This is a genomic window from Bacillus sp. 7894-2, from assembly GCF_002272225.1.
Classification (GTDB): Bacteria; Bacillota; Bacilli; order Bacillales; family Cytobacillaceae; genus Cytobacillus.
The window spans coordinates 12,046-32,530 of sequence record NZ_NPDG01000066.1 but is presented as its reverse complement, the minus strand read 5'-3'; the positions used below and the strand labels follow the sequence as shown (position 1 = coordinate 32,530).

Annotated in this window: 26 protein-coding genes; 6 read left to right on the top strand and 20 right to left on the bottom strand. The window is 40.2% G+C overall.

The annotated features are described in order from the left end of the window. Positions 1-38: 38 nt before the first annotated feature. The 3 genes from CHI10_RS09935 to CHI10_RS09925 all read right to left on the bottom strand — a co-directional run bounded on the left by CHI10_RS09935 (position 39) and on the right by CHI10_RS09925 (position 3,255). The gene (locus tag CHI10_RS09935) at positions 39-1,580 is read right to left on the bottom strand and encodes an acyl-CoA carboxylase subunit beta (protein ID WP_095244136.1); all 1,542 of its coding nucleotides are present in this window, start codon (positions 1,578-1,580) and stop codon (positions 39-41) included. A 103-nt stretch (positions 1,581-1,683) separates the two neighbouring features. Further along, complete coding sequence (locus CHI10_RS09930; protein WP_095244135.1) at positions 1,684-1,896, bottom strand: biotin/lipoyl-binding carrier protein; 213 nt, start codon at positions 1,894-1,896, stop codon at positions 1,684-1,686. A 15-nt stretch (positions 1,897-1,911) separates the two neighbouring features. Further along, positions 1,912-3,255, bottom strand: coding sequence for an acetyl-CoA carboxylase biotin carboxylase subunit (locus tag CHI10_RS09925; protein WP_095244134.1), 1,344 nt, complete (start codon positions 3,253-3,255; stop codon positions 1,912-1,914). Positions 3,256-3,519: 264 nt separating this feature from the next. Between CHI10_RS09925 and CHI10_RS09920 the strand changes: the two genes are divergently transcribed. After that, entirely contained in the window at positions 3,520-3,993 is a 474-nt protein-coding gene (locus CHI10_RS09920; protein ID WP_035328746.1) for an N-acetyltransferase, read from the top strand. A 74-nt stretch (positions 3,994-4,067) separates the two neighbouring features. On the opposite strand, the gene CHI10_RS09915 is transcribed toward CHI10_RS09920, so the two are convergent. From CHI10_RS09915 to CHI10_RS09900, 4 genes are all read right to left on the bottom strand, one after another. After that, on the bottom strand, positions 4,068-4,697 hold the full coding sequence (locus CHI10_RS09915; RefSeq protein ID WP_095244133.1) for an RsfA family transcriptional regulator: 630 nt from the start codon (positions 4,695-4,697) through the stop codon (positions 4,068-4,070). A 108-nt stretch (positions 4,698-4,805) separates the two neighbouring features. Then, on the bottom strand, positions 4,806-5,564 hold the full coding sequence (locus tag CHI10_RS09910; protein ID WP_095244132.1) for an enoyl-CoA hydratase/isomerase family protein: 759 nt from the start codon (positions 5,562-5,564) through the stop codon (positions 4,806-4,808). Positions 5,565-5,697: 133 nt separating this feature from the next. Continuing rightward, the gene (rpmF, locus tag CHI10_RS09905) at positions 5,698-5,871 is read right to left on the bottom strand and encodes a 50S ribosomal protein L32 (RefSeq protein WP_009791160.1); all 174 of its coding nucleotides are present in this window, start codon (positions 5,869-5,871) and stop codon (positions 5,698-5,700) included. A gap of 118 nt (positions 5,872-5,989) precedes the next feature. Beyond that, entirely contained in the window at positions 5,990-6,514 is a 525-nt protein-coding gene (locus CHI10_RS09900; protein ID WP_095244131.1) for a YceD family protein, read from the bottom strand. Between the two features lie 229 nt (positions 6,515-6,743). Between CHI10_RS09900 and CHI10_RS09895 the strand changes: the two genes are divergently transcribed. After that, on the top strand, positions 6,744-7,958 hold the full coding sequence (locus CHI10_RS09895; protein WP_095244130.1) for a nucleotidyltransferase: 1,215 nt from the start codon (positions 6,744-6,746) through the stop codon (positions 7,956-7,958). Between the two features lie 95 nt (positions 7,959-8,053). Here the strand turns inward: CHI10_RS09895 and CHI10_RS09890 are convergent, their stop codons facing one another. After that, entirely contained in the window at positions 8,054-9,064 is a 1,011-nt protein-coding gene (locus CHI10_RS09890; protein WP_095244129.1) for a SepM family pheromone-processing serine protease, read from the bottom strand. Then, the gene (locus CHI10_RS09885; RefSeq protein WP_095244128.1) at positions 9,061-9,852 is read right to left on the bottom strand and encodes a patatin-like phospholipase family protein; all 792 of its coding nucleotides are present in this window, start codon (positions 9,850-9,852) and stop codon (positions 9,061-9,063) included. Before CHI10_RS09885 ends, CHI10_RS09890 begins: the two co-directional genes overlap by 4 nt. 324 nt (positions 9,853-10,176) lie before the next feature. Here CHI10_RS09885 and ylbJ point away from each other — a divergent pair, with 324 nt between their 5' ends. Next, positions 10,177-11,388, top strand: coding sequence for a sporulation integral membrane protein YlbJ (ylbJ, locus tag CHI10_RS09880; protein WP_095244127.1), 1,212 nt, complete (start codon positions 10,177-10,179; stop codon positions 11,386-11,388). A gap of 79 nt (positions 11,389-11,467) precedes the next feature. Here ylbJ and coaD read toward each other — a convergent pair whose 3' ends face one another. From coaD to CHI10_RS09865, 3 genes are all read right to left on the bottom strand, one after another. Next, a complete protein-coding gene (coaD, locus tag CHI10_RS09875) occupies positions 11,468-11,947 on the bottom strand; it encodes a pantetheine-phosphate adenylyltransferase (RefSeq protein ID WP_095244126.1) in 480 nt (159 codons plus the stop codon). 59 nt (positions 11,948-12,006) lie between these two features. After that, on the bottom strand, positions 12,007-12,561 hold the full coding sequence (gene rsmD / locus CHI10_RS09870) for a 16S rRNA (guanine(966)-N(2))-methyltransferase RsmD (protein WP_095244125.1): 555 nt from the start codon (positions 12,559-12,561) through the stop codon (positions 12,007-12,009). A 354-nt stretch (positions 12,562-12,915) separates the two neighbouring features. Continuing rightward, positions 12,916-14,319 (bottom strand): stalk domain-containing protein, encoded by a 1,404-nt coding sequence (locus CHI10_RS09865; protein WP_095244124.1) that lies wholly within the window; start codon positions 14,317-14,319, stop codon positions 12,916-12,918. A 185-nt stretch (positions 14,320-14,504) separates the two neighbouring features. Here CHI10_RS09865 and CHI10_RS09860 point away from each other — a divergent pair, with 185 nt between their 5' ends. Next, positions 14,505-14,894 (top strand): DUF7147 family protein, encoded by a 390-nt coding sequence (locus CHI10_RS09860; protein ID WP_095244123.1) that lies wholly within the window; start codon positions 14,505-14,507, stop codon positions 14,892-14,894. 35 nt (positions 14,895-14,929) lie between these two features. Here the strand turns inward: CHI10_RS09860 and CHI10_RS09855 are convergent, their stop codons facing one another. The 5 genes from CHI10_RS09855 to CHI10_RS09835 all read right to left on the bottom strand — a co-directional run bounded on the left by CHI10_RS09855 (position 14,930) and on the right by CHI10_RS09835 (position 17,058). Next, positions 14,930-15,205, bottom strand: coding sequence for a YlbG family protein (locus CHI10_RS09855; protein WP_095244122.1), 276 nt, complete (start codon positions 15,203-15,205; stop codon positions 14,930-14,932). A gap of 145 nt (positions 15,206-15,350) precedes the next feature. Continuing rightward, positions 15,351-15,788, bottom strand: coding sequence for a YlbF/YmcA family competence regulator (locus CHI10_RS09850; protein ID WP_095244121.1), 438 nt, complete (start codon positions 15,786-15,788; stop codon positions 15,351-15,353). 58 nt (positions 15,789-15,846) lie between these two features. Next, complete coding sequence (locus CHI10_RS09845) at positions 15,847-16,278, bottom strand: hypothetical protein (protein ID WP_095244120.1); 432 nt, start codon at positions 16,276-16,278, stop codon at positions 15,847-15,849. A 117-nt stretch (positions 16,279-16,395) separates the two neighbouring features. Continuing rightward, positions 16,396-16,638, bottom strand: coding sequence for a YlbE-like family protein (locus CHI10_RS09840; RefSeq protein WP_095244119.1), 243 nt, complete (start codon positions 16,636-16,638; stop codon positions 16,396-16,398). A gap of 12 nt (positions 16,639-16,650) precedes the next feature. Then, positions 16,651-17,058, bottom strand: coding sequence for a YlbD family protein (locus CHI10_RS09835; RefSeq protein ID WP_095244118.1), 408 nt, complete (start codon positions 17,056-17,058; stop codon positions 16,651-16,653). A gap of 159 nt (positions 17,059-17,217) precedes the next feature. Between CHI10_RS09835 and CHI10_RS09830 the strand changes: the two genes are divergently transcribed. Further along, complete coding sequence (locus CHI10_RS09830) at positions 17,218-17,715, top strand: PaaI family thioesterase (RefSeq protein ID WP_095244117.1); 498 nt, start codon at positions 17,218-17,220, stop codon at positions 17,713-17,715. A gap of 13 nt (positions 17,716-17,728) precedes the next feature. Continuing rightward, entirely contained in the window at positions 17,729-18,103 is a 375-nt protein-coding gene (locus CHI10_RS09825; protein WP_095244116.1) for a hypothetical protein, read from the top strand. Positions 18,104-18,115: 12 nt separating this feature from the next. On the opposite strand, the gene CHI10_RS09820 is transcribed toward CHI10_RS09825, so the two are convergent. The 3 genes from CHI10_RS09820 to CHI10_RS09810 all read right to left on the bottom strand — a co-directional run bounded on the left by CHI10_RS09820 (position 18,116) and on the right by CHI10_RS09810 (position 20,465). Beyond that, positions 18,116-19,156, bottom strand: a complete 1,041-nt coding sequence (locus CHI10_RS09820; protein ID WP_095244115.1) for a CAP domain-containing protein — start codon at positions 19,154-19,156, stop codon at positions 18,116-18,118. A gap of 231 nt (positions 19,157-19,387) precedes the next feature. Further along, a complete protein-coding gene (locus CHI10_RS09815; protein ID WP_095244114.1) occupies positions 19,388-19,819 on the bottom strand; it encodes a CBS domain-containing protein in 432 nt (143 codons plus the stop codon). 4 nt (positions 19,820-19,823) lie between these two features. Further along, positions 19,824-20,465 (bottom strand): CAP domain-containing protein, encoded by a 642-nt coding sequence (locus tag CHI10_RS09810; protein WP_095244113.1) that lies wholly within the window; start codon positions 20,463-20,465, stop codon positions 19,824-19,826. Positions 20,466-20,485 lie beyond the last annotated feature (20 nt).

The window sequence follows — 20,485 nt, the reverse complement described above, 5'->3', positions numbered from 1 at the left end:
GGGACAAGACCAAAAAAAGGGTTTTTTAATGATGAGTATTATACCGGATAAACTGGATGTTTCCGGACGCTGAATGTTAGTTCTTTAGTCTCGTAAAGAGTATATCGGTTAATTAAAACATTTCTTAAATCTGAAGGTGCAACAATATCGTCAACAATTAATTCAGAGGCAAGCTTGTAGATATCAATTGTTTCTTTATATTCCTGCTGTTTTTCCTGAACATACTTAATCTTTTCTTTTGGATCTTCAATCGCATTGATTTTATTGGAATAAACAGCATTTACTGCTGCTTCAGGTCCCATTACTGCAATTTGTGCTGTTGGCAATGCTATGCAGCAATCAGGCTCAAATGCCGGACCAGCCATTGCATACAATCCGGCTCCATATGCCTTTCTTACAACAACGGAGATTTTCGGAACTGTTGCAGAACTCATGGCAGCAATAAGTTTGGCACCATGACGGATAATTCCGGCTCTTTCAACCTTCGTCCCGATCATGAACCCAGGGACATCCGCCAGGAATAACAGAGGGATATGGAAAGCATCGCAAAGCTGAATAAACTTCGCTGCTTTATCCGCAGAATCCACAAATAAAACGCCGCCTTTAACCTTTGGCTGGTTGGCAATAATACCTACAGGTCTTCCTCCTATTCGGGCAAGTCCGGTAATCAGTTCCGCAGCAAAAAGCTTCTTAATTTCAAAAAAGCTGCCTTCATCAATTAAGGAATCAATACACTCATACATGTCAAATGGGGCATTTTGATTTTTTGGGATGATTTCTTCAAGAGCACGACCGGATTTTGGCATGACGGCTTCCACTCTCTCAGGTTTTTCTTTAAAGCTTGCCGGGAAATATGCCAAATACCTTCTTGCTGACTCAATAGCCTCTTCTTCACTATAAGCAAGGACATCTCCACATCCACTGACAGAACAATGCATGCGGGCGCCGCCCATTTCTTCCAGGGTAACCTTCTCCCCGATAACCTTTTCTGCCATTCTTGGTGATCCAAGATACATAGAAGCATTTTGATCTACCATAATAACAATATCACAAAATGCAGGTATATATGCTCCGCCGGCCGCAGATGGTCCAAAAAGGAGGCAAATCTGCGGTATCATGCCTGAAAGCTTTACCTGGTTATAAAAAATTCTTCCTGCTCCGCGTCTATTCGGAAACATTTCAAGCTGATCGGTAATACGGGCACCGGCAGAGTCAACCAGGTATAGAATCGGAACTTTCAACTTCTCTGCTGTCTCCTGAATACGGATGATCTTTTCAACCGTCCTAGCACCCCAGGAGCCGGCTTTTACTGTTGAGTCATTCGCCATTACGCAAACGGTCTGGCCGTTGACTTTTCCAACTGCAGTAACTACTCCATCTGCAGGAAGGTCATTTTCCTGGCAGTTCGCAAATTTTCCATCTTCCTCATAGAATCCGTCATCAAACAAAAGTTCAAGCCGTCTTCTGACAAATAGTTTGTTTTGTGCTTCGTTTTTTTCATGATATTTTGGATGTCCGCCCGCTTCTATTACACGGCTTCTTTCCTGGAGCGTCTCAGTTAATGTCTTTGCAGTAGTCATTCCCATCCTCCTCAATTCTAAATATCCAATTATAGACAAAACCCGAAAGACAGATAGTTACACGGAGCAAAGGCAGCCCCTTGTCATGTGTGTCCATGCCTGCTTATTCAAATACAACCAGCACATCGCCTTCGTTAACAAAATCTCCTATGCTGACCTTCACGTCAGCAACTTTTCCAGCAGTTTCGCTTTCAACTGGAATTTCCATTTTCATGGATTCAAGCATTAGTACTTCCTGTCCGGCACTAACCTCCTGACCCGCTTCGACCAACACATTTAATACAGTACCTGCCATTGATGATGTAATTTCTTTCATTGTTATTTCCTCCTTTTAGTTAACGGCAAAAGCCTTCTGGGTTAGATAGGATGTAGAATAATTTCCATTACGGAAATCTTCATCTTTTAAAATCTCTTTAAATAATGGGGCATTCGTTTTAATACCTTCAATTTTCAGTCCATCAAAGAACTGCAGTGCATTTTTGATTGCTTCATCCCTTGATTGTCCATAGATAATGCATTTAGCGATCATAGGATCATAAAATGGGCTGACTGCCGTATTTGAAGCATAACCGTAATCTACTCGTACTCCCGGGGAATCTGCCCATTCAAATTTTGACAATTTTCCAGGAGAAGGCATGAAGCTTACAGGATCCTCTGCATATAGCCTAAATTCAATCGAATGGCCCTGCTGCTCTATTCTGTTCTGTTCTAGAGGAAGCTTTTCCCCTCTTGCTGCAAGGAGCTGCCATTCGACAAGATCAAGTCCGGTCACTTGTTCAGTTACGGGATGCTCAACCTGAAGTCTTGTATTCATTTCAAGAAAATAAAAATTCTCCTGTTCATCTACAATGAACTCAATAGTACCGGCATTTTTATAACCGACTGCTCTGGCAGCAGTCAAAGCTGTATCATACATCTTTTGCTTTGTTTGCTCTGAAAGGAAAGGAGATGGTGATTCCTCCACTACCTTCTGATGTCTCCTCTGTATAGAGCAATCTCTTTCAAATAAGTGGACGATATTCCCATGATGATCACCAAATACCTGTATTTCAACATGTCTGGCATTTTCTATATACTTTTCTACAAAAACCTCATCAGAACCAAAATAAGCTTTGGCACGGGACTTGGTTGAGGCAAAGGACTTAGCGAGCGCTTGCTCATTTTCACAGCGCACCATACCAATTCCTCCGCCTCCACCACTTGCCTTCAGCATGACTGGGTAACCCATATCATCAGCAAGCCTGCATGCTTCCTCGAGGGTGGAGGTTCCCTCTCCGCTACCCGGGACAACCGGCACTCCTGCTTCCTTCATGGTTTTGCGGGATACAATTTTATCCCCCATCAATTCAATCGTTTCCGGATCCGGTCCAATAAAAGCAATCCCTGCATCAATTACCGCTCTTGCAAAGCCGGCATTTTCCGACAAAAAACCATACCCCGGATGAATTCCATCTGCCTTTTCCCTTTTGGCAATCTCTAGAATGGCATCTGTTTTCAAATAAGATTTATTGACAGGCGGCTCACCAATATGGAAAGCATATGTAGCTTCTTTAACAAATGGCAGGTCTTTATCTGCATCAGAATATATGGCAATAGTTTCAATTTCCATTTCACGGCAGGTTTTTATGATTCTTAAAGCAATTTCTCCCCTGTTGGCAATCAGAATTTTTTGCACAGTCTGGCCCCTTTCTACTTGTATTAATCCTGCAATAATATATATTTCTACAATCTTCTGCTTATTTCCTGCTATTTTTGTAAACGCTTTCTGATTTTTATAAAAAAACTAAAAATATATTAAGTTTTCCATATGTGCAGAATTTTTTGTTTACTTGTTATATAATAATAGACAAAGAAGAAACCTTTCAACTTTAAAGGAAGGTATTATAAAGCGTTTTCATCCACAGAAGTCCTACACACCGATGGTTAAGGGGGAGATTTTATGAACTATAAGGTTGAAAAATTAAAGGTAAATTATAAAACTCTGGAAGAGTTTAAGAAATTTAAAGAATATGGATTGCAGGAGCTTTCCATGCTTGAAGACCTTGAAGCTAATATTATCGAAAACGACAGCGAGTCTCCATTTTATGGTATTTACTTCGGGGATAAACTTGTTGCACGCATGAGCCTTTACCAGATTGAGGCAAGATTCGACCGCTATTTCGAACCTGCACAGGATTATTTAGAGCTATGGAAGCTTGAAGTTTTGCCTGATTATCAAAACAAAGGTTATGGACAATCACTTGTAGAATTTGCAAAAGGATTTGGACTTCCTATTAAAACAAATCCGCGTGTGAAATCAAAGGCTTTCTGGGAGAAGATGGGATTTGAACCCGTTCATTATGATATGGAACGCGACCTGGGAGAGAATCCGCTTGCCTGGTTCCCGGCTGGTGTTAAAGAACAAACTCATTAAGCAGCTGTCTTCTGCTATAAATGCATAGAAATAAGCGGACAAATTTAAGTCCGCTTATTTCTATTTACAATCATCTATTTCTCAACCTTTTCAGGCTTTATTTCAGGATTTACAGTAAATTTCAAGTTTTTGTGACGGCTTCCGTCCTTAAGCCCAACAAGCTTTCTTGCACTTTCCATAATCTCTACCAGTGCTTTGTAATCCTGTTCCAGCGTATTTAATTCTTTAATTAATTTCTCATTTTCCGCAGCCAGGTAATACATTTGCTTCTCCAGCTCCTGAATGCGTTTCAAAGCACCGGGATCTTCTGCAGGTACAGGTTTCTGAGCATTCTCATATAAAGCTTTCAGAAAGCCGACTAATTCATCAAACTCGATTTCCCTATTAATCGCCTGCACTGTGTTTTCGCTTTTTCCCGCCTTTCCCTCAGGAACTGCATGAAGGTCTTTTTCACTTCCAGCAGCATGCGGGTTTTTCTTCATTTCTTTTCTCTGCTTTTTTGCCAATTCAATACCTGATTTATATTGTTTTCTTACATAAGAATTCCAGCGAAATCCGCAGGCAGCCGCGGTTCTGCTTAACTGTTTGCCAACTTCTTCAAATGCCTGTAGCTGAGTTCCTCCCTCACGTATATGACGGAGCACAACTTCTGCAAGAAGTAAATCTTCATCTTGAGACCAAGCATCCTGACGGGTTGAAGACATCAGTGTATCCCTCCTAGTGTTTTTCTTTATACATATGCCAATGCTAGAAAAGATAGACTGATATCATATTATAAAATGCAACTTTATTCATCCCCGCAAAGAATACGCTTATGACTTATTCAGAAAGCTGTCAACTTTGGCATGGTGTGCTTCTCCCTCCCATAAAACAGAACAGCTGCGGACTTCCTGGTCAATTCTCTCTTCTAAGCCTGCTTTCTCCCACTTATTTACAAGAAGATCTTTATAAGCTTCCAATACCTCACTCTCAAGTCTAAGCATTCTTTCCAGAAAACGCAGACACCCATCGGTTGAATCCCCCTGAAAGACTGAATGTACGAAACCTAATTCTTTTAATTCCTTTTCATTATATAACTTTCCTTCCATCAGCATTCTCATGGCATTGGCAGGAAGCATCTTTTCCATAATAATGGAACCGCCTCCCCAGCCGGTTGTTATGGCTAAAGTTCCCTGAATGAAACCTGCTTTTATTCCTGCTTTAGCAATTCTGTAATCACATGCAGCAGCCAGTTCACAGCCTCCGCCGACAGCTGTTCCATTCAATATGGCAATAGTTGGTTTACGCAAGAATAGTAATTTTTTTAAAATAGCAGCCATTCTGCTTAGCATTCCAAAAGCTTCATTTTCTGTCTTTAAACTGTGAAAGGAAGATAGATCCCCTCCTGAGCAAAAAGCCTGGTCTCCCTCACCCGTAATCGCAAGCGCCTTAACTGATTTCTTACCAGCCATATGTACTGCGGTCTCAAGACCATCCATAACCTCATAGTTTACGGCATTTCTTTTCTCAGGCCTGTTAATCCTGAAAATTAACAGGCCATTTTCATATTCTTCAATTATGTAAGGTTTCATGGCTACCTCCAAAATTTTTGATTAAACTATTTTTAATATTTGCAAAAGTAAAGATAGCTTTATACTTATAATATATAAATCGAAAAACGACAAAAGCACAAGAACTAAGTTCTTGTGCTTTGTATCTAAAGGATTAGTCGTTAACTACTTCTTTTCCTTTGTAAGTTCCGCAAGCTTTGCAAACGCGGTGAGCAAGTTTCATTTCACCACAGTTTGGGCATTCCACCATACCAGGAACCTGTAATTTAAAATGGGTACGACGTTTTCTCTTCGCAGTTTTAGATGTTCTTCTAAAAGGTACAGCCATTCTTCCCACCTCCTTAAAGAGTATTAGAGGATGTCCATAGGAATTGGACAAACCCATTAAGAAAGTTATGAAGGCCAGAGCAAGCTGGTGTCTTCAAGTGCTTCTTGTTTTTCTTCCGTTATGAATCGGAAGAAGGATCATTCTGATCAAAAAATTGAGCAAGTCCAGCAAGACGAGGATCTACTTTATCCTGTTTATCCTGCTCATGAATGACCTCCCAATCCTTACCGGATTGCGGAGCTCCCTCTTCACTGCTGTCTTCGCAGAAAACTTGCATTGGGACTTCGAGTAAAAGGATCTCATGAAGGATCGGATTTAAATCAATCACATCCCCTTTTACCTGGTGAACTTCCTCTTCGGTCTCATAATCAGGACCTTTTAATAAGAAAGTTTCAGTTGTTTCAACATTAATTGGATAATTTACGTCAACTAAAGTACGAGAACAAGGCAGTATTAAATGACCCTTTATAGTTAAATGAAAAGTCACTTTGGCAGAATCTGTATCCGCACGGCCAGTCACATGCATTGGTGATGCACCGCGTATTTCCGGATTCAATTTCATGACCTCATCAGCATTGACAATTTCATCAATGGGAAAGTCCTTGCTTCGATATTTTTGTAACTGACTTAAAGTCCATTTCATACGAATCACCCCAAGGCAACAAAGGTAATTATAGCCTTCCTATAATTATTTGTCAATATTTTTTCTTTACACTATAATGTAGCTATTATCATACTATTGAAGGCTTCTTTAGTAAAAAGTTTTTTTGCGGGATTTAGAGATTTTGTTTATTGGACAATGCTCTCCCGCTTTTCTTTTAATACTTTTTCCAATACATATCTTTTTAAACCTTTTTGAGGAGTATGTCAATATGAAAGCAACAGGTGTAATTGTAGAATATAATCCTTTTCATAATGGCCATGCCTTCCATTTGGAGCAGGCCAAAAATATTTCAGGTGCAGAAACCATTATTGCGGTCATGAGCGGCAACTTTCTGCAGCGAGGAGAACCTGCGTTAGTTTCCAAATGGAAACGGGCTGAACTGGCACTAAAGGCTGGTGCTGATATTGTCTTTGAACTTCCCTACCAGTTTGCTGTGCAGCAGGCAGATATTTTCGCAAGCGGAGCCGTATCCATTCTAGAAGCAGCCGGCTGCAGCAGCTTATGCTTCGGGAGTGAATCCGGCAATATGGAAAGCTTTCACCAAACGCTGTCATTTCTCGGAAAACATCATGCTGCCTACCAGGAAAAGCTCAGAGTACACCTGGATGCAGGAGTCAGCTATCCAAAAGCAGCATCCATGGCATTCCTTGACTTGAACCCTGAGGATGAATTGGTTGACCTTTCAAAACCGAATAACATTCTTGGATTTCAATATTTAAATTCCGCCCGCAGGATCAATTCATCTATGCAGCTTTTTACAGTTGCAAGAAAAAGCGCAGGCTATCATGACGAACAATTTTCTTCTGAATCTATAGCAAGTGCGACAAGCATAAGAAAAGCACTTTTTAGCGGGAGTGGAGAAATCGAATCCATTCGCCAGTATGTTCCGGAAACTACATATCAGGGTTTACTTCAATATAAAAGAGAGTATGGTGCGTTTCATCAATGGGAACAATACTGGCCCTTTTTAAAATTCCGCCTGATCCATCTACAGCCGGAACAGTTAAGATGCATTTATGAAATGGAAGAAGGCCTGGAGCATAGGTTTTTATCAGCAGCAATTCAGGCAGAAAGCTTTCAGCAGTTCATGGAAAAGATTAAAACAAAGAGGTACACATGGACAAGACTTCAGCGGGCTTGTGTACACATTCTAACAAATACGAAAAAAACAGAGATGCCCAATAAACCATCAAAAGCGGATTATCTTCGTCTTTTGGGGATGTCCAGGAATGGCAGGAAGTATTTAAACATGCATAAGTCTGACTTAAAGCTTCCGCTGATATCAAGAATTTCATCGCATGCTGCACAACAGCTTCATCTGGATATTAAAGCCTCCCGCGTATATGCAATGGGCATGCAGGCTGCTGAGGACCGAAGTCTTCTGCAGCAGGAATTTAACCAGCCTCCTATTATGGTTGACTAAATCTGTTCTTCTGACTCTTTACTAAAAAATGGATAAAGAAAAGCCAGCAGCAATTCAATTGCCGCTGGCTTTTAGCTTCCGGGTGCAATTCATTATTATTTCAGGTTTCTTAAATATTCCACTGCATCATCAAACGTATCCACCGGAACGATTTTCATATCGGTATTAATATCCCTGGCTGTTGCAGCAGCTGCTTTGTAATTGGAGTCTTCTGCACCATTTTCATTAGGCGCAAGGAAAATTTCTGCTCCCGCTTTGTCTGCTGCTACGATTTTCTGCTCGATCCCGCCAATTCTTCCGACTGTCCCTTCGGAATTGATTGTTCCGGTACCGGCTATTTTATAGCCTCCCGTCAAATCTTCTTTTATTAGCTGATTGTAAATTTCAAGAGAAAACATCAGTCCGGCAGAAGGGCCGCCAATTTCTTCACTGTCAATATTCACAGCCGGTTCAACCTCTATTTCTTTGTCGTCAACGAGAGTGATCCCCACGCCAGGCTTTCCTGTTTCCTCAAGTGTTTTTAAAGGAATCGAGGTTTCGATCGTTTTATCCTGCCGTTCAAAGGTTAGTGTAATTTCACTGCCCTCCTGCTTATTGGAGACAGCACTGATAAATTCATCAGAGGATTTGAATTCCCTGCCGTCCACTTTAAAGATGCGGTCACCTGCCTGAAGTTTGCCGTCAGCGGGCATATCAGGCAGCACATTAAGGACATATACGCCATTATAAAGATAATGAATGGGCAGGCCGGCTTTTTTATAGGCCGTTTCAATAGCAGCCAGTTTGGAAGTTGCCATCATATGAAGCTGCCGTACATTATACTCTTCATCTGTTTCATTCTCAGCCCGTATTTCTTCCACAGGATACAATTCCTGATACTTGCTGAATTTGGCAGCCATATATGCATATATATTCGCCCGGCCCATTCTTACGGTAGTCAGCATGAAGCTTCCTTGTTCTTCATAGCCGTTTTCCACCTCAATAATCGGTTTAAGTTCTTTTGCCATACCCGGCTTTGATACATAATAAGGCAGATAATAAAACGAACTGGCCACCAGGATAACTGCCAAAATCAAGAAGGAACGGGTATAAAATTTGCTTCTCATGAATTAGGATGCTCCTTCCATTTAGTTATGTAATGATGAATAATGTCAATATGCTTTTTTGCTTCTTCTTCGCCAATTTTGATGATTTCTTCAATATTTGTAAATGCGCGGGAGCTATACATTTCCACCCTGGGTCTGATCATAAAATCAGAAGCAATTTCCCGGTGACTGACAAGCTCCATCTGCATGATATCCAGACTTTGCATGATTACGTCATAGATTGAGGTGATTTCCGCATTCGCTTTAACATGTGAAACATCGATAGCGATAACGATATCAGCTCCCATTTCCTTAACAACTGACACAGGAACCCTGTCCACTACCCCTCCGTCCACTAGAAGTCGGCCATTTAATTTTTCAGGCACAAATATACCCGGGATGGATATGCTTGCCCGAACAGCATCAGAAATGGGGCCGCTTTTAAAAACAATTTTTTCTCCAGTCATTAAATCTGTTGCCACTACATTAACAGGAATATCGAGGTCCTCGAGGTTTTTTCCATGAGTGAATATACGGATCAGTTCCTTTACTCGTTTCCCTGCCACAAAGCCCATTTTGGGAACTGTAAAATCTAAATAATACTTCCTTTTAAATGCTTTGGAAAGCTTATATAACCGATCAACATCCAGCCCCGCCCCATAAAAGCAGCCTACCATGGCACCCATGCTGCTGCCGGCAATATAATCAATCGGGATTCCGGCTTCCTTCATGACCTTAATCGCACCCAGGTGGGCGAATCCCCGAGCTCCTCCCGAACCAAGTGCCAAACCTATTTTCGGACGCTTCAAAAGACTCCCCCCCTTATAAGCCACTGGCCGATTCGAACTTATGTTATTCTATTCTTTTTATTTCCAAAAGAAGCATACACTAAAAATTTTCAGCTAAAAATTCACATATGCCTGTACTTAATTCTATGGTCTATTTTAAAGTTCTATGAGTATATTGAGTTATATGGGGACAAGACTTGACAGCACAGGCTTTATACTTTATACCTTTGTTCCGGATTCAAAATAAATGAAAAGGCACGAGAAAAATATAGATGCAAATGCTTCTTTATTTTACCATTGTTTAAATTCATTTCACAGTCAGTACAACTTGAGGGAGGCTTGTCCGTGTTTCGTTCCAAATTAAAAACGGTTACTCTTGCACTATCTGTAACCTTAATGGCCATCTCATTAATTTCATTTCCCCAGGAATCGGTTGATGCATCCATCAGGGGATTGGATATGTGGTGGGAAATCGTCTTCCCTTCATTGCTGCCTTTCTTCATAGTTTCAGAAATGCTGATCGGCTTTGGTGTAGTTAAATTCATTGGAGTACTTCTTGAACCTCTGATGAGGCCTCTTTTCAGAGTACCTGGAGTTGGCGGGTTTGTCTGGGCAATGGGGATGGCTTCAGGCTATCCGGCAGGAGCAAAATTGACCGCAAGGCTTCGGCAGGAGGGACAGCTCTCTAAAACAGAAGCAGAGCGCCTGGTTTCCTTTACTAATTGTTCAAATCCTTTGTTTATATTCGGTGCCGTATCGGTTGGTTTTTTTAATAACGCTAAGCTTGGTGTAATATTGGCCCTGGCACATTACCTCGGCAATATTACCGTCGGTTTATTAATGAGGTTCTATGGAAAGAAGCCCCAGCTGACTTCTCATGGTGCAAGGAAGCCATCACTGCGGGCAGCCTTATCAGCTCTTCATCGGACAAGAATAAAGGATAACCGCCCGATTGGCAAGCTTCTCGGAGATGCAGTCATGTCATCCATCCAGACACTTCTGATGATTGGCGGATTTATCATTTTATTCTCAGTTATTAACAAACTCCTATTTCACATTGGAATCACGGCATTCCTTGCAAAAGGCTTAGAAGCTGTATTGTCAATATTCAGCCTGCCACCTGAATTAAGCATCCCGTTCATCTCAGGTTTATTTGAAATAACACTTGGCAGCCAGATGACAAGCCAGGTTCAGCAGGCAACATTAATGCACCAGGTCATCATTGTCAGTTTCATACTCGCTTTCAGCGGATTCAGCGTACAGGCTCAGGTGGCGAGCATCCTGGCCCAAACTGATATTAACTTCAAGCCTTTCTTTTTCGCAAGAATTGTTCATGGCTTTGCCGCTGCATTTTATGCATTCATTCTTTGGCAGCCAATTTATGAACGCTATTACAATACAGAACAGCCATCCAATGCCATTCCGGTCGGTCTTTTTGAAAAATACTCGTTTCTCGGCAAATTAATGGAAGGATTCGTCTCATCCGGACCGATTATTACTATATTTGCACTTTCAGTTTATACTTTAATGCTCGCCAGGCGTTTGGATAGGAATTAACAGCAAAACGGGTACCTATCAGGCACCCGTTTTGTTAAACCCCATACAATCAGCAGATAAGGATATCTCCGCTGATTAATTATTGGAACTTGTCTTTCAGAGCTTGTTCTACAATGTCAGGAACTAGTTCTGAAATATCCCCGTTATATTTTGCTACTTCTTTCACAATACTTGAGCTTAAAAAAGAATATTGATTGTTAGTCATAATAAAAAAGGTTTCCACTTCATCATTTAAAACTCTGTTCATGGATGTGATCTGCATTTCATATTCAAAATCAGAAACTGCACGAAGGCCCCGAATAACAGCATTTGCATTTACCGATTTTGCATAATCCATCAGCAGCCCCTGAAAGGAGTCAACTTTAACATTCTTAAGATCCTTCGTAACTTCTTTTATCAGATGAATCCTTTCTTCAACATTAAAAAGAGGGTTTTTTGAAGAATTATTCAATACAACCACATAAACCTGTTCAAATACCTTTGCCGCTCTCTTAATAATATCCAGATGACCATAAGTAATTGGATCAAAGCTGCCTGGACAAACCGCGATGCCTCCCATTGTTATCCCCCTGTCACATTCTTGTTATGTATATTTTCCATTAGCTATCCAAGTATGTATTATTCAGCCCGACTGTAGATAGAGATAGAAATTACCCCGTAATTTTCATGCTTCTTTTGAACCAGTCTACCAACAGTTTCAGGGAGCTCCACATCTGATCCATGTTCGCATAGAATTGTTCCCTGATCCGAAAGAAGGTTATTCTCATCAATGACCTTAAGAAGCTTAAGCAGCTGCTGTTTTCGGTATGGCGGATCGAGAAAGATATAATCAAAAGTCAGATCTCTTTTTAAAATTGCCTTGAGTGCACGATCCGCATCATTTCGATATATTTCTGCCTTTTCTTCAAAATCGCAATTCCGAATATTTTCATGGATGGTCTGAATGGCCTTTCCGTCCCTATCCACAAAAATGACCTTGTCCGCTCCTCTGCTCAGAGCTTCAATGCCAAGGCCGCCGCTGCCCGCAAATAGATCAAGCCCCTGGCCACCGTTAAAATAAGGCCCAATTATATTAAAAATAGCTTCTTTTACTTTATCAGTAGTCGGACGGGTTGAGCTGCCCGGAACAGCTTTTAATAACTTTCCTTTCCTAGTTCCCGATACCACTCGCATACGATCACCACTAACCTGCAATATTTCAATTTTCCACACTTTCGAAATGGAAAACTGTTTTTTTCTATCCTATCCTACCATATCTTACAATTTGTAGCCAACCGGCAAATTGTAAGCGAAATCATCAGCCGGAAAAAAATATAGCAGTATGTGTATATCCATAATGATTGTGGAAATAATGTAATTAACAGCATCTATTCAAGGATGTTGTTGCCAACCGCGGAGAAGACTTACGTTTCCCCATAAGTTCTTCCTCCGGTTTCTCCTCTCCCTTTGCCTTCTATCCTGAAAAGGATATAGAAGGACCCTGCAGTTAACTGCAGGGCTTTTTATTTTGTATTCTTTTAAATTCTGTCAGGGGGTCAGGAGAATCCCGCTTTCTCTTTCTTCAGCAGTCACTCCAAAAAGTGCTTTAAACCATTGGATTTCCATCCATATTGTTCCGTTTTGCCTGGTTAATGGATTCATAAGCAATCCATAATCTTCTTCATTATAGATAAATACATTTTTATTCAAATAAAACCGATAACTGTTCTTCCCTTTTGACACAAGCATCGTTTCCTCACCGGAAAGGACCTTTACTTCATATCCTAATGCCTGCATAGCGGCTGTAAATGGAAGAAAAACCTTCCCATCCTTATATACTAAATGAATGCTCGCCTTCTCATCACCAGACACCCATAGCTTTTTTTCTTCCTGAAAATACAGCGGGACAAGCGTTGCTTTGTTTTTGATATTCATCGTGAAAAATTGTGTGGGAAGACCTTTAACATTACCTAAAAGCTTGTCCAGCTTCTCTGCATCCAGAGAATCCGCCTGGAATACATTAATAAGATAATTTTTTAGTTCATTTTCGGTCAACTCTCCCTGCAATTCCTTCAGGGCTATGCTTCCTTTCGTTGAGCCGGGTTTTAAATCCAATAATCCTGATGTAAATGCATCAGTAATCCAGTCAGGAGATCCATCTGCAAATTTTCTCTGAAACTGAAAAGCTATAAGCTTTTTTTCCAGCTGGTGGACTTTAATTTGTGGAGATGTAATCAGGATATTCTCATCCATATATTCAGGATAGCGATCGGTAAGGATAACCGACATAAATGGAAAATTTCCGATGTCATTCAGTTTATTAAAATCCAAGCTGGCTGCCCGAATATCGGCTGTGTATGCATCTGTGTTGTTTATAGCTTTCTTCAAAAGCGGTTCCTCTTGCCAATAAAGTGATGGAACATTTCCATAGCCCTCGAAATAATAATAATTGATATGATCTAATTTCTTTTGTGCATTAAGCCTAATTCCCGCTGCCCATGTTCCCTCTCTTTTGAAAGAGTCTGAAATTGATATGGACAAGCCCTCAGCCTTTATTCCGGGGATTTTAACAAACCAATCTGTTAACAGAAATGCTTTTTTCTTTTCATTTATCGGTACAGTATACTCAAATATCATCTTATCATCTGCGGAAAAAAATGTATAAGGACTTTCGTCTGCTGAATCACAGGCTTTTCCGGTTCCAGTTTTGCAGTTCCATTTAAATAGAGTGTCGGGAATATCAAGCCTATACTCTTTTCGGGCCACAAGTCCGTATAACTTTTGAGAGATTTTTAGTTCTTTCAGATGCGTTTCGACTGTGATTTCCTGTGTAATCGCCTCGGAACTGTTCATTGCAACCGCACGCTCGGAATAAGTGTGCCACTGCCACAGTACCATACCTGAAATAATTCCAGACAAAAGTAAAAAAATTAATAAAGATGCCTTCCACATTGCTTTGCCCTCTTAGTCATTTTTCTTTTAACCTAACAATACCAAAGGGAAGGTCATCAGTCACATTAATTTTTATATATTTTATGATTTTTTTCCATTCTATTTTTATGCTTAAAATGATAAAGTATGGATGGACAAAAAGCATTTAATAAGTGAATGCGATGAGTTTTAAGGAGGTTCTAATTTTGATACAGCGTTTTATAGAAATTGGCGAGGGATACTCAGATATTTATGAATTAATTGAAATTGCGCGGGCAAACAAGCATCGTTTGTCCCACATGGCTGCATTCCATACGAACGTCAATAATAGAGAAATGACATCCCTGGCAGTTATATTAAAGCCGACAGACCCGGGAGAATTTCAGCCTTTATATATTTGCCGAGAAGGGATCCCGAATCCAAACTCAGTGCCGAATAAAAGGTATGATTTATTCGAGGATGCTGCGAAAGAGCTGAATAAAGAAATTATTCAGCTGACAGTAAAGCCCTCTGCTATTTTTAATGAAAAGGAATTATATTATCAATATTTGACTGGGATATTAAGGCTTAATCATTTTATTGCACCTTTGCATTAAATGAGAAAAAGGCATGAGCTTTTGCTCACGCCTTTTTATATTCCCATCTTATAATCATATTCTTTAGCCTTGTCAGGTTTGGAATTTTCAAATTCCGTTTTTAGGAATGGCTTATAAGATGCTTCCACTTTTTTAACAAAAGAATATGAATTTATCTTCTCCATAATTGTTTCCGCATCGGCAAGATCACAGTATAACACTACATATTTGAGACGTTTTGAAACATAATGTACATTTCCGAATCTTCTTAACATTTTTGCCTGCTTTAAAGAATAAAGCCATACGATTATTCCTTGCCTTTGACCAAGCATATAGTTTTCCCCTTCAGTGATCGTTTGTTTTATTTAGTCTAGCACAGAAAATTAACAGTTTTCAATGGGAAGGTTCAAACTGCATATTTTATTTAAAAAGAAAAACCAGCATCAGCTGGTTTTTGAATGGTGCCTCAGTGGTTGTCTAAGAACAGCCACAGCTGCCTCCAGAACCGCAGCCTCCTCCGCAGCTTGATTCAAAGAAAGGATTGCCGGTGGGAACTTTAATGTGTTCAGACACAGAACGTCCTATCAGCATGCTTACCTCATCCAGCAGGGTTTGCAGGCCTGTCTCTGCTCTTCTGAATTCCGCTACATGGATATCCATGTCCATGTCGCGCTTCAGCTCCCTAATGGACATCATCACCCTTTTATACTCCGGATGATATTTGCCAAATCGCTGAACTTCTTCATACAGTTCTTTCATTTTGATAAAATCCTGTATCTTCGTTTGAGTTTCGCGGCTGTTCTTTAATTTATATAAACTTTTGCGGTAATGTTCCGCTTCTTCTGATTCTATAATCATCGCTGCAAGTTCGTCAGCGTTGTCCAAAATAGCCATTCTTTCTAATGTAGCAAGCAAATAGCCCACCTCCGTTTCTTATTTTATCATGAAACGGTTTAAAGCTAAAGCAAGCAGATTAAGGGATCACCACAAGAAAATCTCTTTTCAGCGAGGCTTCAGCCCTGTTTCCTTTTACAAGCTCCAGCCCGATTCGATGTTTGCCTGTTGGAAGCCCTTTGATAATAAAAGCAGCTGAATGGATTTCATCCTTCTTCTTTCCGTTTATATAGAGGAGAATTTTGCCTTTTTCTTTGCTGCTTTGCTTTCTAAAGGACACATCCTGCACAATACATTCAACAAAAACGTCTTTTCCTTTTATTTGATGTTTTACAAAAAAAGGGTCACTGGCAGAACTTTCAACACTAGAAACTGGCAATAGCTGTTCTGCTTTAACTGCATTCACCTGAGGATTGGCTTCCGCTTTTGTTTCGGGCTCAGGAATATCTTTCTGGCACGCTGAAAGAACAAATATAACCAGCAAAATAAAAATGTATTTTTGCCTTTTCATTATTTTACACTCCCTTTAGGATGTCTTCCGTAACGCTCTAATAAAGTTAGTGTTTGCCCGGCTGCTTGTTTTTACTCTAGAACAAATAAAAAGCTCTCTCATGTGCGAGAAAGCTTTCTAATTGGATTGGGAATTCATGGCCTGAAACATGCTCATCATCATGGAGGCCATTTGCACTCCATTCGTGAATTTTTCAACCTGATGGGGGATTGTTTTTTTATAATAGTGAAGGGCGGCAACTTCCAGAGTTTGAATTTCGTTTGGATTTCTGCTCAGTTTTCTATACCAATAAGGCTGCTCACGTATAAATTGCCTAAGATCCTGCTTTTGTTCAAGATACTCGACTATATCTTTTCTCATCTGATTAACCCCTTAATCCTTTTTAAATGTAAAAGGGCTGCTTGGTTTAGTAATACTTGGCTTTGAGCCTCCTGATGGTTTCTGGCCGCCGCCCTGAAATTGCGAAATAACCCCCTGCACAGCTGAAAGTGCCTGGCTGAGATTAGTGATGTATCCCTGCATTTGATTCGCATCCATTTGCTTAAGAGTACCCATAATGCTGCCCATCCAGTCACTTTTTTTCTCTTCGGTCTTTTGTGTATTATCTTTGTTTTGTCTATAAGAGTCCCACCTTGAATCTTCTTCCCCAAGCAAATACCAATCCTCATATAATTCCTGCCACGTTGCATTTCCATCCCTGACTTCTTTGATGATCCGGGGATTCTGTTTAACAAACTCTTTAAACTTTTCAACAGAGGGATGAAGCTTCGTTTTGTACATGAAATATCACCTCGTTCTAATGCAAATGCCTATAATACCATATGAATATGAATGAAAAAGGTGAATATTTATATCTGTTTTATTGATCAAATAAAATTCAAAAATTCAGCCATTAATGGTAATATATGAATGCAGAAAGATATTGAAAGGTGAATAATAATGAATAGAGATCTTATGGAATTATTTGATCAGTGCACCAGGAATGCGACTGACGAAGAATTAACCGCTTTAGAATCCTTGCTTTTAGGTTTTCATAAAAAACAAACCGGCCAAAACAGCTCTTATATTGGCGGACTGCTCCATATGGAACGGAATATAACTGAAGATGAATGCATACTGACAGTTCCTTTAAGTAAGATTGTCAATAATCCGCTCGGAATTCTCCATGGGGGAATAACCGCTACAATTATTGATTCTGCCATGGGAACCCTTGCGGCTTCGCTGCTTCCTGAAGGATTTGGCGCTGTTACGACGCAGTTGAATATTCATTATCTTGCAGTCGGCAAAGGGGAATACGTAACATGCAGAGCGAGAATTGACCATAAGGGAACAAAAAGCATGGTATTATCTGCAGATGTCCTCCGTTCTGATGGAAGAAAAATTGCACAGGCAACAGGCAGCTTTTTTATCATCGAAAAGAAAAACGTAAATAATTAAGGCAGGTGGGAAGATGGTCACCGCTATCGTTATTCCAATTATTTGCCTTTATTTTTATTGGCTGACAAAAAAGGAAATGCGGGAAAGTTATGAGAAGTGGGTGAGCCTTGCAGAGGTCCCAGAGGAAGCTATTATTTCAGGCGAAGTCGTCCATCTTAGCGAGAGCAGACAGCGCTATAATTACAGCCGAATGATTCATGTTCTTGAACTGACCGTCCAAACAAAGAGCCTCAAGCATTCAAATATTAAAAAAATTACTCCTTTAATGACTAATGCTTCAATTCCTTCTGTCAAGATTGGTGATTCTGTCCACTTGTATGGAAATTGGAAAGATGACTATTTTCAGGTTGGCCGGATTCAAATTGCTAATAGTAAAAAAGAGCCTTAACTTAGGCTCTTTTCAGTTTTTAGCTTCTCCATCAGCTTTTTTTATGAAATTTTGAGTATAATGCTTTTTATAAACTCCAACTCCAAGATGGGTAAACTCTTCTTTCAGCAGACTATCCCGATGGCCTTTGCTGTTAAGCCATCCTTCAACAACAGCTGGGGCATCTGTATAATTTGCAGCTATGTTTTCCCCGGCAGCCTCATATGAGACCTCCGCAGCTTCAAGCCGGTCCGCCAAATCGCCGTAAGTTTTAGAAGTATGAGAAAAGTCTTTTGTTTCATACATATCTTTGCTATGAGCTAAAGCTGCCGCAGCAGTCAGATCATCCCATTTCAGCGGCTGTAAATGATGGCTGACTCTTATAACATTGGTAATGTCGAAAATTTGCTTCTCTTTCGCTCTCTCCACATCGTCTTCAAAAGCAGGAGAAGGCACGGGGGGCTCCAATAATTCACCACGGTAAACCATTTCATACGGGCGAAGCTTAATTAAAGTGGCTGCATCCATTAACCTCACGCTGGAAAGCGTCCCTGTAAATCTATCTATATTAAGCTGTGCATAGTACTCACCAACCATAACAAGCGGCCTTGTATTAAGGTCATCTTCAGATAACTCGAAACGGTATGAGCTGTCTTTTACTTTAAGACTGAATTCCGTTTCAAAAAAGACGGATGAATATAATTCACCAATTGGCTGCCCTATTTTAAAAGGGTAAATGTCTGAATCTTCGCCTGTCGCAAACAAACTAACTACTTTATTATTGCTGACGCCAGCCTGAATATACTCAGTACCGCTTTTATTATATATCCACCATTCGTATCCATAAAAAGAGGGATCTATTCTGGACGGCTCTCCCAAACTTTCTTTAAGCTCCTCAGCTGACTTTCCCATTAGTGAAGCCACACCCTTTTCAGGGAACCCCGTATTGGAAGATAAGTTATTTTCCTTATTATTTATATCCTTAATTGTATTTTCCTGACTGACGAGGATTTCCCCTTTTTCTTTACGCCCAATATCGATGTAAAAGCCTGCTGCCAGAAAAATGCAAATCAATACTAAAATCCGGAAAAGTGCTCGCAGAGAACCGTGCCTCCCTTCTTTCGCTCGCTGTATTTAAGAAAATTTAAAGTATAACATGCAGGCATTCTGCTAAATGGATTCTAAATAAAATTATTGCATATATACTATTAATCATACCATTAGGTGTATTGTTTATCTATAATTTTCAAAAAAGTTCCGTAACGGCATTTGCAGAAAAAAAAGAACACCATAGGTGGTGTCCTCTCAATGCTGTGCTTCAGTTTCGTGTTTAGAAATATCAGTAAGGGCTTCTCCAGCCTGGTCGTCTGTTAAATGACGCACGGCAAAGTCACCCAGTGATACGATCCCAATAAGCTTGTCACCTTCTACAACAGGAAGCCTGCGAATCTGATGTTCTGCCATCAAACGGGCTGCTTCCCGAGCCTCTGTATCACTTGACACAGTTACTAAATGGCTGCTCATTATATCTTCCACTTTAGATGAAGCAGGATGTTTTTCTGCCACACAGCGAAGAACGATATCCCGGTCGGTAATCATTCCGACGAGCTTATCACTATCCACAATCGGGATAGCCCCTACGTTTAATTCTTTCATTTTAACTGCCACTTCATAAACATTGTCCAATAGAGAACAGCTTTCAACATGGTCTGTCATAATATCGCGGATTTTTTCCAATTTTTTATCCTCCTTCATTTTTTTCTACAATGAATATGGTCCAATAGTGACCGTGCAGGCCTCCTTGACAATATCCGGCACCGATATGGGTTGCCTTTTTGTTAAGAATATTCTCCCTGTGGACCGGGGAATTCATCCAGGCAGCAAACATTTCATCAGCTGTTTTATAGCCCGCCCCGATATTCTCCTTAACGGTGAAAAACGAAATCTGCTGATTCCTTAACATTTCTGTAGGATTTCCATATGTAGGAGAATTATGTGAAACATATTGTAATTTCATCATATCCGAAGATTTTTTTTGGGCTTCAGCATTCAGCTGCAAATCCACAGACAACGGTTTTAGCCTTAATTCCTTTCTTTTTTCGTTGGTGAGTCTCATGAGTTCATTTTCATTCTCACCCATTTTGGGAAAAGCTACCTTCTTTCCATTGTCTGGAATGATAATCATTTCACCTGGAAAAATTAAATCAGGATTTTCTATCTGAGGATTGCTATTAATAATTTCATGCAGATCTTTTTGAAATCTAAGTGCAATTTCCCAAAGAGTATCCTTTTGCTCAACTCTGTAATCTACAGCAGCACCTGCAGTCTGAGGTGTAAAGAATATTAGAAAAAATAAGATACTGATGGCTTTGTATTTCTGCAATTGACGCTTCCCCTTTCACA

Bases quoted from the DNA above. Each gene is read 5' to 3' on its own strand.
- CHI10_RS09935 (WP_095244136.1), bottom strand. From the start codon at position 1,580: ATGACTACTGCAAAGACATTAACTGAGACGCTCCAGGAAAGAAGCCGT.
- CHI10_RS09930 (WP_095244135.1), bottom strand. From the start codon at position 1,896: ATGAAAGAAATTACATCATCAATGGCAGGTACTGTATTAAATGTGTTG.
- CHI10_RS09920 (WP_035328746.1), top strand. From the start codon at position 3,520: ATGAACTATAAGGTTGAAAAATTAAAGGTAAATTATAAAACTCTGGAA.
- CHI10_RS09915 (WP_095244133.1), bottom strand. From the start codon at position 4,697: ATGTCTTCAACCCGTCAGGATGCTTGGTCTCAAGATGAAGATTTACTT.
- CHI10_RS09910 (WP_095244132.1), bottom strand. From the start codon at position 5,564: ATGAAACCTTACATAATTGAAGAATATGAAAATGGCCTGTTAATTTTC.
- rpmF (WP_009791160.1), bottom strand. From the start codon at position 5,871: ATGGCTGTACCTTTTAGAAGAACATCTAAAACTGCGAAGAGAAAACGT.
- CHI10_RS09900 (WP_095244131.1), bottom strand. From the start codon at position 6,514: ATGAAATGGACTTTAAGTCAGTTACAAAAATATCGAAGCAAGGACTTT.
- CHI10_RS09895 (WP_095244130.1), top strand. From the start codon at position 6,744: ATGAAAGCAACAGGTGTAATTGTAGAATATAATCCTTTTCATAATGGC.
- CHI10_RS09890 (WP_095244129.1), bottom strand. From the start codon at position 9,064: ATGAGAAGCAAATTTTATACCCGTTCCTTCTTGATTTTGGCAGTTATC.
- coaD (WP_095244126.1), bottom strand. From the start codon at position 11,947: ATGGGAGGCATCGCGGTTTGTCCAGGCAGCTTTGATCCAATTACTTAT.
- rsmD (WP_095244125.1), bottom strand. From the start codon at position 12,561: ATGCGAGTGGTATCGGGAACTAGGAAAGGAAAGTTATTAAAAGCTGTT.
- CHI10_RS09865 (WP_095244124.1), bottom strand. From the start codon at position 14,319: ATGTGGAAGGCATCTTTATTAATTTTTTTACTTTTGTCTGGAATTATT.
- CHI10_RS09855 (WP_095244122.1), bottom strand. From the start codon at position 15,205: ATGCTTGGTCAAAGGCAAGGAATAATCGTATGGCTTTATTCTTTAAAG.
- CHI10_RS09845 (WP_095244120.1), bottom strand. From the start codon at position 16,278: ATGAAAAGGCAAAAATACATTTTTATTTTGCTGGTTATATTTGTTCTT.
- CHI10_RS09840 (WP_095244119.1), bottom strand. From the start codon at position 16,638: ATGAGAAAAGATATAGTCGAGTATCTTGAACAAAAGCAGGATCTTAGG.
- CHI10_RS09835 (WP_095244118.1), bottom strand. From the start codon at position 17,058: ATGTACAAAACGAAGCTTCATCCCTCTGTTGAAAAGTTTAAAGAGTTT.
- CHI10_RS09830 (WP_095244117.1), top strand. From the start codon at position 17,218: ATGAATAGAGATCTTATGGAATTATTTGATCAGTGCACCAGGAATGCG.
- CHI10_RS09825 (WP_095244116.1), top strand. From the start codon at position 17,729: ATGGTCACCGCTATCGTTATTCCAATTATTTGCCTTTATTTTTATTGG.